This is a genomic window from Nocardia sp. NPDC006630 (assembly GCF_040611495.1).
In the GTDB taxonomy this organism is placed as follows: Bacteria; Actinomycetota; Actinomycetes; order Mycobacteriales; family Mycobacteriaceae; genus Nocardia.
The window spans coordinates 67,381-83,624 of record NZ_JBEXOK010000017.1 but is presented as its reverse complement, the minus strand read 5'-3'; the positions used below and the strand labels follow the sequence as shown (position 1 = coordinate 83,624).

Annotated in this window: 14 protein-coding genes; 9 read left to right on the top strand and 5 right to left on the bottom strand. The window is 67.8% G+C overall.

Features of this window, described 5'->3' with window-relative positions:
- Positions 1–71: 71 nt before the first annotated feature.
- On the bottom strand, positions 72–506 hold the full coding sequence (locus ABZX86_RS37245; RefSeq protein WP_355130691.1) for a hypothetical protein: 435 nt from the start codon (positions 504–506) through the stop codon (positions 72–74).
- 285 nt (positions 507–791) lie between these two features.
- Here ABZX86_RS37245 and ABZX86_RS37240 point away from each other — a divergent pair, with 285 nt between their 5' ends.
- The 4 genes from ABZX86_RS37240 (at position 792) to ABZX86_RS37225 (ending at position 5,235) form a co-directional block, all read left to right on the top strand.
- The gene (locus ABZX86_RS37240; protein WP_355130689.1) at positions 792–2,234 is read left to right on the top strand and encodes an FAD-dependent oxidoreductase; all 1,443 of its coding nucleotides are present in this window, start codon (positions 792–794) and stop codon (positions 2,232–2,234) included.
- Between the two features lie 76 nt (positions 2,235–2,310).
- Complete coding sequence (locus ABZX86_RS37235) at positions 2,311–3,177, top strand: amidohydrolase family protein (RefSeq protein WP_355130687.1); 867 nt, start codon at positions 2,311–2,313, stop codon at positions 3,175–3,177.
- 103 nt (positions 3,178–3,280) lie between these two features.
- On the top strand, positions 3,281–4,378 hold the full coding sequence (locus tag ABZX86_RS37230; protein WP_355130685.1) for a CaiB/BaiF CoA-transferase family protein: 1,098 nt from the start codon (positions 3,281–3,283) through the stop codon (positions 4,376–4,378).
- Between the two features lie 206 nt (positions 4,379–4,584).
- Entirely contained in the window at positions 4,585–5,235 is a 651-nt protein-coding gene (locus tag ABZX86_RS37225) for a hypothetical protein (protein ID WP_355130683.1), read from the top strand.
- A 73-nt stretch (positions 5,236–5,308) separates the two neighbouring features.
- Here ABZX86_RS37225 and ABZX86_RS37220 read toward each other — a convergent pair whose 3' ends face one another.
- Positions 5,309–5,851, bottom strand: coding sequence for a YceI family protein (locus tag ABZX86_RS37220; protein WP_355130681.1), 543 nt, complete (start codon positions 5,849–5,851; stop codon positions 5,309–5,311).
- A gap of 101 nt (positions 5,852–5,952) precedes the next feature.
- Here ABZX86_RS37220 and ABZX86_RS37215 point away from each other — a divergent pair, with 101 nt between their 5' ends.
- The 3 genes from ABZX86_RS37215 to ABZX86_RS37205 all read left to right on the top strand — a co-directional run bounded on the left by ABZX86_RS37215 (position 5,953) and on the right by ABZX86_RS37205 (position 11,018).
- Positions 5,953–6,774 (top strand): helix-turn-helix transcriptional regulator, encoded by an 822-nt coding sequence (locus ABZX86_RS37215; protein ID WP_355130679.1) that lies wholly within the window; start codon positions 5,953–5,955, stop codon positions 6,772–6,774.
- A 65-nt stretch (positions 6,775–6,839) separates the two neighbouring features.
- Entirely contained in the window at positions 6,840–9,464 is a 2,625-nt protein-coding gene (locus ABZX86_RS37210) for a LuxR C-terminal-related transcriptional regulator (protein WP_355130677.1), read from the top strand.
- A gap of 513 nt (positions 9,465–9,977) precedes the next feature.
- A complete protein-coding gene (locus tag ABZX86_RS37205; RefSeq protein WP_355130675.1) occupies positions 9,978–11,018 on the top strand; it encodes a hypothetical protein in 1,041 nt (346 codons plus the stop codon).
- 109 nt (positions 11,019–11,127) lie between these two features.
- Here ABZX86_RS37205 and ABZX86_RS37200 read toward each other — a convergent pair whose 3' ends face one another.
- Complete coding sequence (locus ABZX86_RS37200; RefSeq protein ID WP_355130673.1) at positions 11,128–11,688, bottom strand: methylated-DNA--[protein]-cysteine S-methyltransferase; 561 nt, start codon at positions 11,686–11,688, stop codon at positions 11,128–11,130.
- A gap of 53 nt (positions 11,689–11,741) precedes the next feature.
- Positions 11,742–12,044, bottom strand: a complete 303-nt coding sequence (locus ABZX86_RS37195) for a hypothetical protein (protein WP_355130671.1) — start codon at positions 12,042–12,044, stop codon at positions 11,742–11,744.
- 61 nt (positions 12,045–12,105) lie between these two features.
- Between ABZX86_RS37195 and ABZX86_RS37190 the strand changes: the two genes are divergently transcribed.
- On the top strand, positions 12,106–13,602 hold the full coding sequence (locus ABZX86_RS37190; RefSeq protein ID WP_355130669.1) for a PLP-dependent aminotransferase family protein: 1,497 nt from the start codon (positions 12,106–12,108) through the stop codon (positions 13,600–13,602).
- Between the two features lie 372 nt (positions 13,603–13,974).
- Here the strand turns inward: ABZX86_RS37190 and ABZX86_RS37185 are convergent, their stop codons facing one another.
- Positions 13,975–15,264 (bottom strand): adenylosuccinate synthase, encoded by a 1,290-nt coding sequence (locus tag ABZX86_RS37185; RefSeq protein WP_355130668.1) that lies wholly within the window; start codon positions 15,262–15,264, stop codon positions 13,975–13,977.
- 298 nt (positions 15,265–15,562) lie between these two features.
- On the opposite strand from ABZX86_RS37185, the gene ABZX86_RS37180 reads away from it, so the two are divergent.
- Complete coding sequence (locus ABZX86_RS37180; protein WP_355130666.1) at positions 15,563–16,222, top strand: hypothetical protein; 660 nt, start codon at positions 15,563–15,565, stop codon at positions 16,220–16,222.
- Positions 16,223–16,244 lie beyond the last annotated feature (22 nt).

Here is a 16,244-nt window from a genome sequence, read left to right as displayed (position 1 = left end):
CCGAAAATCATGCCCCCCTGTCAAACCACTGCGGTCGGTTTGTCCCGCCTGTCACACGGGGCCATCGACCCTCAGGAATTACAGACCAGCCAGTTGCCGTCGGCACGGGTGAAAGCCCAGGTGGCGGTCGTATCGTGGCTGTCGGCGCGGAAGGTGACCGCGGCCGTCGCGCGATCGCCGTCGATTTTCGAGTCGGCGAGCCCCACGATGTCGAGTTTCGGGCCGCCCTCGACCGCGGTTTTCAGCGGCGAGCGGTTGTCGTCGAAGCCCTTGCACACCACGGCCGGATCGAGTGCGCCACCGTCACTGCGGGATTGGATGAAATTTCGGGCGGCGACGGCCAGCTGACCGGAATCTGTGAGATTCTTCTCAGCCGGCGACATCAGGGTGGCGATCACGATCCCGATAACCACCAGCACCAGGATGCCGGCCGCCAACAGGAACGGCAGCATGCTCCTGGCCTCGTCCTGATCGATCGGAACCGCCTGGTCATCGACGTCGCTCATGGGTAGATCATGCCCGTAGCGCCGGAGCGCGCGGTCCGCCGCACCGGTCAGCGAGCGGGATGGGCATTCGTACAGTTCACCGCACCGGCGCGGGCGGGGGGTTCCTTCCACCGATAGAATCAGCTGAATTTCCGCGCGAGCGCGGGAATAGCGATACCAGGCAGCAACGCTGCAGCTTCGGGGATCCAACGGAGGCACCCGGGGCGAGGGCGTCAACTTAGCCTAAGCTAAGAACGACGGCTGAGACTTGACGACAGATAGTTCCAACCAAAGGTGCGCGTGAGAATGACCGAACAGAGTGCAGCGACCGATACGCAGTCCGGGGCGGTGTCCGACTCGCACCACGGTGCGGTGACCCGCCCGCTCCGCATTGCGATCGTGGGCGCCGGTCCGGCCGGAATCTACGCCGCCGACGCGTTGATGAAGTCCGACGCCGACGTGAGCATCGACCTCTACGAGCGGATGCCCGCACCGTTCGGTCTGATCCGCTACGGCGTCGCCCCCGACCACCCGCGCATCAAGGGCATCATCACCGCCCTGCACAAGGTGCTCGACAAGGAGCAGGTCCGCCTGCTCGGCAATATCGACTACGGCGTCGACATCACCCTGGAAGACCTGCAGCGCTTCTACGACGCGGTCATCTTCTCCACCGGCGCGAACGCCGACCGCGCGCTCGAGGTCCCGGGCATCGAGCTCGAGGGCAGCTTCGGCGCCGCCGACTTCGTCTCCTGGTACGACGGGCATCCGGACGTGCCGCGCACCTGGCCGCTGGACGCCGAAAAGGTTGCCGTGCTGGGCGTCGGCAATGTGGCCCTGGATGTGGCGCGCGTGCTCGCCAAGACCGGCGACGAACTGCTCCCCACCGAGATCCCGCCGAACGTGTACGCGGGCCTGAAGGAGAACAAGGCGCTCGAGGTGCACGTCTTCGGACGCCGCGGCCCCGCACAGGCCAAGTTCACCCCGCTCGAGCTACGCGAACTGGACCACTCCCCGACCATCGAGGTCATCGTCGACCCCGAGGACATCGACTACGACGAGGGTTCAGAGGCCGCACGCCGGCACTCGAAGCAGGTCGACATGATCTGCAACACCCTCGAGCAGTGGGCCATTCGCGATGTGGGCGACCGCCCGCACAAGCTGTTCCTGCACTTCTTCGAGAGCCCCGCCGAGATCCTCGGTGACGCCGACGGCAAGGTCATCGGCCTGCGCACCGAGCGCACCGCGCTCGACGGCACCGGAAACGTCAAGGGCTCCGGCACTTTCAAGGACTTCGACGTCCAGGCCGTGTACCGCGCGGTCGGCTACCTGTCGCAGAACATTCCGGCCCTGCCGTTCGACGACCAGGCCGGCACCGTCCCCAACGAGGCCGGGCGCGTCCTCCTCGACGAGGATGCCGACGGCGCGGCGCGCTTCATGCCGCAGACCTACGTCACCGGTTGGATCAAGCGCGGCCCGGTCGGCCTCATCGGCCACACCAAGGGCGACGCGAACGAGACCATCGCCTGCCTGCTCGACGACGCCGCCGGTTTCACCCCGGCTGCCGAGCCGGAGCTGGACGCGGTGACCTCGTTCCTGGAGAGCAAGGGCGTCCCCTTCACCACCTGGGCCGGCTGGTACCGCCTGGACGCGCACGAGCGCGCCCTGGGCGAGCCGGAAGGCCGCGAGCGGGTGAAGGTTGTCGAGCGCGAGGACATGATTCGCGCGAGCGAGCCGGACAAGGTTTCCTGATAGCCCTGACCTGGCTGAATCCGCCAGGTGGACAAGGTCTTCCGCACTTGTCACCGTTGTGAGGCATGCTGATCACGTGTTCGATGCCCATCTCCACATCTTCGACCCGCGGTTCCCGCTGGCCGAGAACGAGGGCTACCTGCCCGACCCGTACACCATTGCCGACTATCGGCGGCGCATGCAGCGCTTCGATATCGACAGTGGCGCGGTGGTCGCCGGTTCCTTCCAGGGCAACGAGCACACTTTTCTCCGGGCCGCCCTCGCCGAATTGGGCGAGGGCTGGGTCGGCGTCGCGAATCTGAGCGAGGACGCCACCGACGAGGAGATCATCGAGCTGGACCGCGCCGGCGTGCGTGCGATCCGGTTCAATTTCAAGCGCGCGGGCGGCGATATCGTCGGGCTCACCATGTTGGCGCTGCGGGCCTATGAGCTGGTCGGCTGGCATGTGGAGCTGTATATCGACGGGTCCATGCTCGGATCGCTGGAACCGGTCATCACCAAACTGCCGACGCTGTCCATCGATCACCTCGGCATGTCCGACGACTGCCTGCCGTACCTGCTGAATCTTGTCAATCGCGGGGCGAAGGTGAAGGCGTCCGGATTCGGCCGCGTCTCGATGAATGTGGGCGCCGCGCTGCGCCGGATTCACGCGGTGAATCCGGAGGCGCTCATGTTCGGCTCCGATCTGCCCGGCACCCGCGCCGGGCGGCCGTTCCTGGACCGGGATATCAAGGTGATCGCCGATGCGGTCGGTGCCGACCTGCACCGGGTGCTGGAAGACAATGCGCGCGCCTTCTACCGGCTGCCCGCCAAGGAACCCCGCTTCGCGGATCCGACGCCGACGCTGCCGCTGTTCACCCCGCAATCGCCGACGCTGCGCCTGCACCGCTCCGAACTGCCCCCGCCGCCGGACACCATGCCGCTGCCGAAGATCGAGCGCTAGTACCGGGCTTGCCGTCCGTCCGCACCCTCGCGTTATTGTCATACCGTCAACACCGGTGTTGTGAGCCGGTGCGCACTGGATCGACGATGAACCGAGGTAGGTCGTGAGCACTCTATCCACCGCCAAGCAGGGCCCGCTCGCGGGCGTCCGGGTTGTTGAACTGGCCGGGATCGGCCCCGGTCCACATGCGGCGCTGCTGCTCGCGGATCTCGGCGCGGACGTGGTCCGGGTGCAGCGGCCGAACCAGTTCCCCGGACTCATGGAACGGCCGCAGTGGCGTGGCCGCACCATCGTCGAGGCGAATCTCAAGGATCCGGCCGATATCGAGAAGGTGCTCGAGCTCGTCGAGAAGGCCGATGTGCTCATCGAGGGCTTCCGGCCGGGCGTCACCGAGCGCATGGGCCTGGGTCCCGATGCGGCGCTCGCGCGCAATCCGCGACTGGTCTACGGCCGCATGACCGGCTGGGGCCAGGACGGGCCGATGGCCGATCGCGCCGGGCACGACATCAACTACATCTCGCTGACCGGTGTGCTGAATGCCATCGGCCGCAAGGGCGAACGCCCGGTGCCGCCGCTGAACATGGTGGGCGACTTCGGCGGCGGCTCCATGTTCCTGGTCTTCGGCATTCTGGCCGCGCTGGTGGAACGGCAGAACTCGGGTAAGGGTCAGGTCATCGACTCCGCCATGATCGATGGGGCGCTTGCCCTTTCGCACATGATCTGGGGCATGAAGGGCATGGGCCTGTGGTCCGATGAGCGCGGCACCAACCTGCTCGACACCGGCATGGCCTTCTACGACACCTACGAGACCTCCGACGGCAAGTACATGGCGGTCGGCTGCATCGAACCGCAGTTCTACGCCGAGATGCTGAAGGGCCTGGAGATCGATCCGGAGGGCCTGCCCTACCAGATCGACCCCAACGGCCAGGACCAGCTGCGCAAGCTGTTCACCGAGAAGTTCAAGACCAAGACCCGCGACGAGTGGTGGGCCATCTTCGAGCACACCGACGCGTGCACCACCCCCGTGCTGACCTTCACCGAGGCGGAACAGAATCCGCACATCGTGGCGCGCTCGGGCCTCATCGAGATCGACGGCGTCGTGCAGCACGCACCCGCGCCCCGCTTCTCCCGCACACCGGGCGGCATCCCGACCCCGCCGCCGAACGAGGGCACCCCGATCGAAAGCGTCTGGGCGGACTAGCTTTTCGAGTCACATCGAACTAGCAGCGGCGAAACCCGATTGGGTTTCGCCGCTGTGGATTTGAACCACGAGGGTGATAGCCGATTTACATGATCCGGAGCGGGATTCGGCACAGATCACAGGTCTTAATCCGGTCTTTAGCTTGAGTATCTAGATTGCCAACCGATAGCGTCGGAGCCCTCTGCAAAACTTACTCGGGGGTAATTTTGTTCTCACGTCGTTCGACGCTGCTCGCCGGTCGCACCGCGGCCGTTCTCTCCATGCCTGTCGCCGTCGCGGTCGTGTGCGCCGGTATGGCACAGGCCGCACCGATCGATCGGGCGATCAGCGCGCCCGCCGCGGTATCCGCACCGCTGCCGGTGCAGCCGGCAGCCGCCGCACCGATTTCCGCCGAACCGATTGCCGCCCAGCCGGTTCCGGCCGCACCGGTCGATGCGCCCGGCCCGGATCCGGTGAAGGTCGGTAATGCCGCCCTGGCCGGAGCGGGGATCGGCGCACTCGCCGCCGGTGTTCCCGCCGCCCTCATCGGCGGCGCTGGTGGAGCCGTCGCCGGTGGCGTGGTCGGGGCGGGCGCCGGATTCCTGGTCGGCATCGGCGCACCCGGCGTCGCGGCGCTGACCGCTGCGGTCGTCGGCTGTGTCACCACCTGGTGCACCATCGACGGACCGGTGCTGGTGGCCGGGCTGGCCGCCGAGGCCGCCGGCGCGGCCGGTGGCATTGCCGTCGGCGCGGCACTCGGCGCGGTTGGCGGTGGCGCGCTCGGCGCGGCCGCACTGGGCCTGCCCGCCGCAGCGGTGGGCGCGGGCATCGGTGCCGCGGTGGGTGCCGGAGCCGGCGCGGCCGGAGTCACCCCGTAATCACAACAAAATCCAGCGGCGGCACCCGAATGGGTGCCGCCGCTTGGCATTTCGCTGATTTACGCCGGAGGGATCAGGCGGACGGCTCGACGAGCTGGATGTCGAGCTCGATGGCGATCTTGTCGCCGAGCATGGCGGTGGGGAGGCCGGCGGCGATATTGAACTCGCTGCGCTTGATGGTGCCGGTGGCATTGAAGCCGGCGTGCTGCTTCTGGTCGCCGGGGTGGACCTGAACGCCGCCCCATTCGACGTCGAGGGTGACGGGCTTGGTCACATTGCCGAGGGTGACCTCGCCGGTGACCTCGAACTCGGCGGCGACGGCGACCGGCTCGGTGACCTTGAAGTGCAGCGTGCTCAGGTTCGCGGTGTCGAGGATGTCGGCGCTGCGGACGTGGCCGTCCCGCTGCTCGTTGCCGGTGTCGAAGGAGTCGAGGTAGATGGTGGCCTCGATGACGGCCTTGCCGGCATCGTCGGCGACGAAGCTGGTCTCGAACTTGTTGAAACGGCCGCGAACCTTGGAGATTCCCAGGTGGCGGGCGGTGAAGTTGACCGAGGAGTGGGCGGTATCCAGGGTCCAGGAGCCGGGGGCGATCACGGTCTGCTCAGAAGTCGTCATGCCGGAAGCCTAACCGGACTTCAGTCCGGATATCCACACCGTCCTGATCCTGGCATTGGCAGGGCGGGGCTAACGGGACCAGGACAGGGCACCATGGAGGGGTGTCCCGATCCGAATTCGCCGAGTTTCTCATTGCGCGGCGCGCGCAACTGCAGCCCGAAGAGGTCGGCCTGCCCTCCGGCCGGCGTCGTCGCACGCCAGGACTGCGCCGTGAAGAGGTCGCCGCGCTAGCCGGGGTGAGCGCAGACTATCTGGCCCGCCTCGAGCAGGGCCGGGATACCAATCCCTCCACCTCGGTCCTGGGCGCGCTCGCGGACGCACTGCGGCTCAATGAAGTCGAACGGCATCACTTCGGCAGGCTCGCCCTGGGCATGGAGCAGAAGGAGACCTGCCCCACCGCCGGCCAGGCCGGCGAACAGGTCTCCGAGACGCTGCGCGCGGTCATCGACTCCATGCACCCCACACCGGCCTTCGTGCTCGGGCGCTGGATGGATCTGCTGGCCTGGAATCCGTCCTGGCGTGATTTCGCCGAACCCCTCGGCCTGTTCGACGAATCCGCGGGCGGCAATTTCGCGAACTATCTCTTCGCACACCCCGACGCGCAGCGCTATTTCAGCAATTGGTCAGATGCCGCCGATATCGCCGCCTCCGCACTGCGCAATGCGCAGACCCGATTCACCGATGACCGCAGTCTCGAAGCGCGGATCACCGCCCTGCAGCGCTATCCGGAATTCGATCGGCGCTGGCGGGAACACCGGGTTATCGACTATCGCAGCCGGGTGCTGCTCATCGAGCATCCGCTGCGCGGGCACGTCGAGGTGGAAATCGAAACCCTCGACCCGGCCGCCGACCTGAGCATCCAGGTGTGGCTGGTCGATCGCCGCAAGGTGCAGGCGCCCGGATTGCGGCTGGTCAACGAATAAATCTCGGCATTGTGGGCCCGTTCGTTCCCCCCGCTCACCAAGGGCGGGCGAACTACAGTTGACCTATGGCTCGGAATTGGCCGATGGTCGAACGCGAGAACGAGCTCGAAACGATCACGTCCGCGCTGACCGGCACTGATTTCGTCGGAGCGGTCCTCACCGGAGACGCGGGGGTCGGCAAAACCACGCTGGCCCGGCTGGCCACGGCCGCGGTGAACGGCAGTGCCGGAAATATTCGCTGGGTCGCGGGGACCGAATCCGCACGCAGCATTCCGCTCGGTGTGTTCGCGCATATGGTCGGCGTGTACACCGCGCACGATCCGGTGACCTTCATGGCGGCCGCGCGGGAGGCGCTGCTCGCGGACGGGCACACCATCATCGGCGTCGACGATGCCCACCTGCTCGATCAGCTGTCCGCCACCCTGCTGCTGCAGCTCGCCATCGACAAGGCCGCGCACATTGTGGCGACCGTGCGCAGCGGGGTGCCGGTGCCGGATGCGGTGACCTCGCTGTGGAAGGACGGGCATCTGCTGCGCATCGATCTGTCGCCGTTCAGTCAGCGGCAGAGCGTGGAGCTGGTCGAGAATATGCTCGGCGGGCAGCTGGAGGGCTTCACCGCCAATCTCATGTGGGAATCCTCCGGCGGGAACGCGCTGTTCCTGCGGCATCTGGTCGAGGGCGCGCTGGAGGCGGGCACGCTGCGGCAGGTCAAGGGCGTGTGGCAGTTGCGCGGGCGGGCGGCCGTCACCTCGGAATTGGCTGCGCTGCTGGAGGATCGGGTGGAGCAGCTGCCCGAATCGGTGCTGCGGGTGCTGGAGCTGCTCACCTTCTGTGAGCCGATCGATCTGGATGTGCTGGCCGAACTCGCGGGCGAGGAAGCCGTGGAGACCGCCGAATCACGCGGTGTCATAAGGATTGTCGAGCACGGCAGGCAATTGCTGGTGCGGTACAACCATCCGCTGTTCGGCGAGGTGATCCGGCGGCGGCTCGGCATCGCCTCGGCGCGGCGATTGCGCGGGCGGCTGTACACGTCGCTGCGGGAACGGCCCATCAATTCCGCTCCCGATCGCATCCGGCTCGCCGAATTGGCTTTGGACAGTGACAAATCCGCCGATCTCGAGCTGTTCGAGGCCGCGGCCGCCGATGCCATCGGGTTGGCGAATCTGCCTCTGGGAGAACGGTTCGCGCGGGCTGCGGTGGAGCGGCGCGGTGGTGTCGAGGCCGCCGATCTGCTGGCGCGCGCACTGCTGTGGCAGGGGCATCGCATCGAGGCCGAGCGCACGCTCGCGGTCTTCGATCCGGATCAGCTGAACGAGGTGCAACTGGCCCGCTGGGGCAGTACCCGCGTCTCGAATCTGCTGTGGTCCATGGGCGATGCCGATCGCGCGGACGAAGTGCTGGACTCGGTGCGCAGCCGGGCGAAGCATCCCAAGATCGTGGCGACGCTGGACGGGCTCGCCTCCGCGTGCGCGGTCAATGAGAACAAGCTCGACGAGGCTTTCGCGCTGGCCGAACCCGTCATGGCCGCCGAGGACGCGCCGCCGTGGGCGGTCTGGTGGGCGGCCTTCGGCGGCGGACTCGCCCTGGCGCTCATGGGACGTGGTGATGCCGCCCGGCAGTACGCGCAGCGCGGGCATGCCATCGAATCGCATATCGACGGGCTCAATCGGTTCATGTCCGCGCACGCGGAAGTGCTGGCGCTCACCTTCACCGGGGATCTGGATGCCGCAAGGCGCTGTGCCAGTAGCCCTTACACCTATTCCTCGCCCGGCCAGTACCTCGCCTGGGGTATGACGAAGATCCTGCAGGGCACCGTCGATGTGGCGCAGGGCAGGTTCCCGCAGGGCATCGACAATCTCGAACAGGCGCTCGCCGCGCTCACCACCGAGGGTGCGGCCGCCTGGATGTTCCCCGCGAGACTTCGTCTGGCCGAGGCGTATTCGGCGGTGGGGCGCGCCGCCGACGCGGCCGAATCCATTGCGGCCGCCATCGAGCGCGGCGGGCGGCACAGTGCCGTGTACGAACCGATGCTGGAGATCGCCAAGGCCTGGCAGGCCGGCGCCGAGGGCACCGTGACCCCCGCGATCCGGCTGGCGCTCGGTGCGGCCGATGCGGCGGCGCGCTCACATCAGCACGCCATCGAGGCCATGGCGCTGCACACCGCGGCCCGCTTCGGTGATCATTCGGTGGCGGGCCGGCTCGCGGATCTGGCCGCTCGGGTGGATGGGCGGCTGGTGCAGGTCCAGTCCCGGCACGCGGTGGCGGTCGCGGCGCACGACGGGGCCGGGTTGGACACTGCCGCAGCCGAATTCGAGGAGATCGGGGTGCTGCTGTCGGCGGCCGACGCCGCCGCGCAGGCCGCGTCCGCACACGAGCGCGCGGGTGATCGCCGCCGGCTGCTGGAATCCGCGGCCACCGCCAACCGGCTCGCCGCCGCGTGCGGCGGGGCCAGTACGCCCGCGCTGCGGCAGTCCGCGCAGCCGTTGCCGCTCACTTCGCGGGAACGGGAGATCGCGAGCCTGGTTGCCGCCGGGCTGTCCAATCGGCAGATCGCCGATCGGCTCACCGTCTCGGTGCGCACGGTGGAGGGTCACCTCTATCGCGCCTGCATCAAGCTCGACGTCACCGATCGGGAGGCGCTGGCCGAGCTCATGCGTGGCGGGTCATCTGTGGGCAAATCGGAAAGCTGACCAGTACAGCGCCCGTAAAAAGCTTCTACCAGCGTTTGTGGGATTTGTCTCGCCGCATGACGTCATCGATCGGATCGATTGATTCCGATCTGGAATTACTGGTTTCTCATCAGCTACCATCCCCCGCGAAGGTGACCGAGCCCGGTCTCCGGGTGACGGTTCCAATCTGATGAGGGTGGTGTTTCGGCATGAGTCGTAGGCAGCGGATCTTGCGACTGAGCTTCCCATTCCCTCGCCCGGGCCAGAGTCCGGCAAGCCCCTCGGGAACCTATGGCGCGGATGCTTCGGCATCGCCGCAGTCATCGGGTCCGCTCTGCGACCGGTGGCGTGTGCGGTTTCGACCCTGACTCCGGCGGCCGATCGCGACTCGCGCAGGCGAGGGGGTGCGAAGTTCCGGAGGCGGGTACAGCGGCGATCGGCGGCGCGCACCATCGAATCGGATGGGGCGGGAAGTCGATGTGCGCATTGATCAACAGATGTAGATCCGATTACTGATGAGGGTGGTGATCCGGCGTGACTCGTCGGAATTTCGATAGGAAGACCGGCGCGGCACGGCGCGCGATGATGGTGGGCACGCTTCCGCTCGCCCTCGCCGTGGCGTGCTCGAGTGCCACCGAACCGCAGAGCGCCGCACCGTCGAGTAGCGCCAACGGCACCGTCACCGGGCCGTCGAGCAGCTCGCAGACACCGGGCGGGGCACAGGCTCCCGGCGCCGCGCAGTCCCCTGGTGCGCAATCGCGCGGTGAGGGCTTAGCGCAGGCGCCCGGAAACGGTGCGACCGCACCACAATTCGCCAATCCGCGCACCGCGCAGCCTGGCGTGGCCGCACCCGCCACCAATGCCGACCGCCTGCAATCCCGCCCCGGACCGATCCAGCCCGGCGTCACCACCGTGCCCCAGCCCGCCGCACCGGGCGCGAGCGGCGGCACCAGCGCGAATTACGCTGTCCCGCCGAACTTCCGCGCCATCCCCCAGCCCGAGGCCGCCCCCGCCATCAACTGGCAGGAACTGCACGCGCCCACCGTCGTCACCCCCGTGGCCCCCATCGCACCCCCGCCCCGTACCCTGCGCCTGGGCAACTTCACCACCACCGCCCCGGATCAACTCCCCGACAACATCCTGAACCCGGTGAACACCACCGCGGCCACCGCCGAAGCCGCCATCGCCACCGGCTTCAACTCCATCGGCATCAACCCCACCCGCTCCGACCGCATCGCCGGCGGCACCCTCGCCGGCGTAGCAGCGGGCGCCACCGGCGGCGCCCTGATCGCCGGTGTTCCGGCCGCGATCATGGGTGCAGTACCGGGCGCGATTGTCGGTGCGGCTATCGGCGCAGGCATCGGGGCCGGCCTCGGCGCGATCGGGGCGACCGTCCTGCCGTGGACATTGCCCATCGACGCTGTCGGCGGCCCGATCGGTGGCGCGCTGATCGGCGCAGGCGTCGGTGGAGCGGCCGGAGCCGCCATCGTCGGCATTCCCGCAGCCGTGGTCGGCGGCGTTGTCGGTGGTGCCGCGGGCGGTGCCGGCGGCGGCTTCCTCGGTGGCGCGTTCTAGCTACATCCAGCGCGAACCACAGCGCCTGTGTCATACGAATTCGTATGGCACAGGCGCTTTTTCATGCCATCGGCATTCTCGCCTGAATCGTGGAATCTGCCGAGCGAGATCAGAAGAGGGTGGGTTCGCCGAAGCCTGGGGTGCGCTCGATTTCGAGTAGGCGCTGTTTGGTGTCCAGGCCACCGGGAGCGGAGAAGCCGTGCAGGGCGTGATCGGCGGCCAGCACGCGGTGGCAGGGGATGATCAGGGGGATGGGGTTGCGGCCCAGGGATTGGCCTACGGCCTGGGCGCTACCGGGGGCGCCGATGCGGTGCGCGATATCGCCGTAGCTCAGGGTGTGGCCGGGGTCGATGGCGCGGGCCACGGCGTAGACGGCGCGGTCGAAATCGTTGAAAGGACTGGTATCCAGCGGGATCCAGTGCAGGTCGTCGAGATCACCGGCGAGGTGGGCGCGGATTTTCTCGATGACCGCGGCGATGTCGGGAGTGGGCGCGGCTTCCCGGACATCGAAGGTGCGGTGGCGGCGCAGGATGTACGCGAGCGTGGCCGCGGGATCGGCCTCGGGGAGGGCGAAGCGCAGCACTCCGGCGGCGCTCCAGGCGAGGGCGCAGGTACCGATGGCGGTGTCGAAGAGCGCCGCCGAGGCGAGCGGGCGGTCGGGTTGCGACATAGAGCCAGTGTGCACCGAGGTACCGACAAGTCCAGTTGCATCAGTCCAGTTCTCTAGAACTGGACTGATTCTCCACGGCACGGGATATTCGCGAGATCAGGGCGGGCCGGCGCATGGCGGCGAACACGGCGCACCGGACGTTCGGGTTCGAGGACATCCTGGTGCGCGGCCGCCGCGGAGAGGTCGGAGTATTGCCGTGCCCCTTCATATTCCGCGACCGACCAGTCTGACATCGGCGCATGCGGACGGTACCGCTCCAGCAGCACGCCCCAGCGCTCGTCCGGCTTGGGAGCGAATCGGTAGACGATCCCGGCGAAGGCCGCGACAACCAGCAGCGAAGCGAGCATTACGATCATCACCCCATAGTGGTCCGGTCTGGACTTGAAGAAAATATCCAGTACCCGGATACTGGCCTTTATGGCGATACGAGTGATCGGCGCGGCCAGCCTTACCCGCGACCTGGGCCGGTGGCGGCACGACGAACCCGGCGCCGCCCCGGCGACCGACAGCAGGCGCACCACCCGGCCCGCGTATGTCGCGCTGGCCGAGAGCGTCCGGCTGCTCATTCACGACGGGCGCGCGCCGCTGGGCGTGGCCCTGCCCAGCGAACGCGATCTGGCCACCAGCCTGCGCGTCAGCCGCACCACCGTCACCTCCGCGTACTCGCTGCTGCGCGAGCACGGTTATCTGATCAGCAGGCAGGGTTCGCGCAGCACGGTGGCGCTGCCGCCGACGGTGGTGCACGACGGCACCAAACCGGCGCGCAGCCTGCTCGCCATGATGGCGCAGCCGGAGCTGCCGACCATCGATATGACATATGCCGCCATGTCCGCTCCGGTGGAGATGATGGATGCGTACACCACTGCGCTGCAAGGACTTCCGACGTATCTCGGAACGCACGGCATGGACCCGGTCGGCATGCTCATGCTGCGCGAGGCGCTGGCCCGGCGGTACACCGAGCGCGGGCTGCCCACCGATCCCGATCAGATCCTGGTCACCCTCGGCGCGCAGCACGGATTGCGGCTACTGCTGAATGTGCTCACCACTCCGGCGGAGCGGGTGCTCATCGATCACCCCAGCTATCCCAATGCCATCGAGGCCATTCGCGATGTGGGCGCGCGGCCGGTGCCGGTGCCGCTGCGCCCGGACGGCTGGGATCTGGACGGAATCCGCAGTGCCGCAAGGCAAACCGCGGCGAGCATCGCGTACCTGGTGCCGGATTACCACAATCCGACCGGACTGCTGCTGTCCGCCGAGGGCCGCGCCGAGCTGGCGGCCATCGCCCGCGAAACCCGCATGACGGTGATCGTCGACGAATCGATGGTGGATCTGCACCTCACCGATGACGAAATCATGCCTCCGGTAGCGGCATTCGCGCGCGGCTCGGAGATCGTGACCATCGGCTCGGCGTCGAAATCCTTCTGGGGCGGCCTGCGCGTCGGCTGGGTCCGCGCCAACCAATCCCTCATCACCAAACTCCTCGGCACCCGCTCCACCATGGATCTCGGCACCCCCGTCATGGACCAGCTGGCCACCGTCCACCTGCTCCAGCACGCCGACGAAATCCTCACCGTCCGAAGGCAACAGCTCCGCTCCCGCCGCGCCACCCTCCTCGACGCCCTCGCCGAGGATCTCCCCGACTGGCGCGTCTCCCCCGGCGCCGGCGGCATGTCCCTCTGGGCCCAACTCCCCGCCCCCGTCTCCACCGCCCTCGCCGCCACCGCCCCCAACCACGGCGTCCTCCTCGCCGCGGGCCCCCGCTTCGGCGTCCAGGGCGCCTTCGAACGCTTCCTCCGCCTCCCCTTCACCCACGAGGAAGCCGACATCCGAATCGGCGTCAAGTGCCTGGCAGCCGCCTACAACTCCCTCACCCCCCACGCCGTAGAGCCGCTGACACCACTGACCTGCTACTGACCGACTCCCGATCGCACCACACCGCCCACATACCAGCCGAACAGCCCAGGCAGCGGCTGTTCGACAGCGACGCCCGCTGTTCGATGTCGACGCCGGATATTCGGCGACGACACAGGCCGCACGGTCGCGACACAGGATGCGCCCGGCCGCGATCGCACCATGCAGCCCGCACGCCGGCTGAACAACCCATGTAGTGGCTGTTCGATAGCGACGCGTGCTGTTCGATAGGGGCACAGGCTGTCCGGTTGCGCGGCCATCGAGGGACGGCTCACGAAGGTCGGTTTGGAGTGCTTGTCCGAAATGACTCGCCCCCGCTGCATTTTCAGGCAGCAGGGGCGAAAGTCATTCAGGGAGAAGTGATCTCCGTGAAATTCAACTCAAGATGTCGTGGCGGACGATGGTCTGGTCGCGGCCGGGGCCTACGCCGATGCAGGACATGCGGGCGCCGGAGAGTTCTTCCAGGCGCAGGACGTAGGCCTGGGCGTTGGGGGGTAGTTCCTCGAAGGTACGGGCGCCGGAGATGTCTTCCCACCAGCCGGGCATTTCCTCGTAGATGGGCTTGGCGTGGTGGAAATCGGTTTGCGTGGTGGGCATTTGCTCGACGCGCTCGCCGTCGACCTCGTAGGCCACGCAGATCGGGATGGTGTCCAGGCTGGAGAGGACGTCCAGCTTGGTGAGGAAGTAGTCGGTGATGCCGTTGACGCGGGTGGCGTAGCGGGCGATCACGGCGTCGAACCAGCCGGTGCGGCGGGCGCGGCCGGTGGTGACGCCGACCTCGCCGCCGGTCTTGGCCAGGTACACGCCGGACTCGTCGAAGAGTTCGGTCGGGAAGGGGCCGGAGCCGACGCGGGTGGTGTACGCCTTCAGGATGCCGAGCACGGTCTCGATCTTGTTGGGGCCGATGCCCGAACCGACCGCCGCGCCGCCCGAGGTCGGGTTGGAGGAGGTGACGTACGGGTAGGTGCCGTGGTCGACATCGAGCAGGGTGCCCTGCGAGCCTTCCAGCAGCACGATCTCACCGCCCTCGATGGCCTGGTTCAGCAGCAGGCGGGTGTCGGCGATGCGGTGCTTGAAGCCTTCGGCCTTCTCGAGCACCTCGTCGACCACCTGCTGCGGGTCGAGCGCGCGGCGGTTGTAGATCTTCACCAGCACCTGGTTCTTGAATTCCAGTGCGGCCTCGACCTTCTGGGTGAGGATCTTCTCGTCCAGCACATCGGCCACGCGGACGCCGACGCGGGCGACCTTGTCCTGGTAGCAGGGCCCGATGCCGCGGCCGGTGGTGCCGATCTTCTTGTTGCCGAGGAAGCGTTCGGTGACCTTATCGATGGCCACGTGGTACGGCATGATCAGGTGCGCGTCGGCCGACAGCAGCAGGCGGGAGGTGTCCACGCCGCGCTGTTCCAGGCCCGCGAGTTCGTCGAGCAGCACGCCCGGATCGACCACCACGCCGTTGCCGATGACGTTGGTCACACCCGGGGTGAGGATGCCGGAGGGAATCAGGTGCAGTGCGAAGTTGTCGCCATTGGGCAGCACCACGGTGTGACCCGCGTTATTACCGCCCTGGTACCGCACTACCCACTGGACACGGCCACCGAGCAGATCGGTCGCTTTGCCCTTGCCCTCGTCGCCCCACTGGGCGCCGATCAGCACGATTGCCGGCATTAGGAGTCTCCTACGGGTTCGACGCGCAGCACCGGTGATGCTGCAGCTACCCGCCGTCAGAAGGCGGTGGCCGGACGCACAGTCTAATAGATGCCCTTCGACCACCGGTTTAACGCCCGACCCACGGGCTTCACCGGGCGATCGCCGTCCAGAACGGACCGGTGTCGCAAATTGGACACGGCACGCGGCACGGCCCTGGAACCGGGGCTATGGTGGCACGGGTAGCCGGACCGGCAGGGGGTCCGCGAGAACGCAGCGAGGCGATGGTGTTGTCAGGTCAGAGGAGGGTGTACGGCAGTTGAGTACCCATGTTCTCCGCTGCGACGGCGCACCGGTACCGATCGCTCTCGCCTCTCTCCCCCTCACCCAGACCTCGGCGATTCCGGACACCACGGTGCTGGACGAGCTGCTGCCCGTCATGGCCGCCGACAGTCTCCCCCGCTTGATCGTGCTCGGTGAGGACGCCGGCCTGGCCGCCGTGCTGACCCACCTGATGCGCACCGAGCGGCTCGGCGTCGAGATCGGTTACGTACCCGTGGACCGCACCTACGGCTCCCGGGCCTACGAGACCGGCACCGGCAGCGCCGCCGCGAAACGCGCGCTCGACGGCAAGCCACAGGAGACCCCGCTGATTCGCGACGACACCGGCAAGGTGCTCATCGGCCGCGCCACCCTCGTCGCCGAGGACGGCGGCAAGCTGGAAGGCGAAGCGTACGTGGACGACACGCGGCTCTTCACCGGAAAGGTCGCCGCCCTGCTGGTCTCCCCCACACTGGAGCTGCCCGGCCTGCACGCGAGCGTGCACCGCGGATTGCGGAAGAAGCGCTGGGTGGAAGGCCGGGCCATGCAGCTCGGCACCCGCGGCGCCATCGTCACCCGCGACGGCATCACCACCGATAAGCCGGTGCGGCGCTCCACTTTCTACCGGCATCACGAACCGTGGTTGCTGGTCCGCTGATCCGCTCCCGGTGGCGCACCGG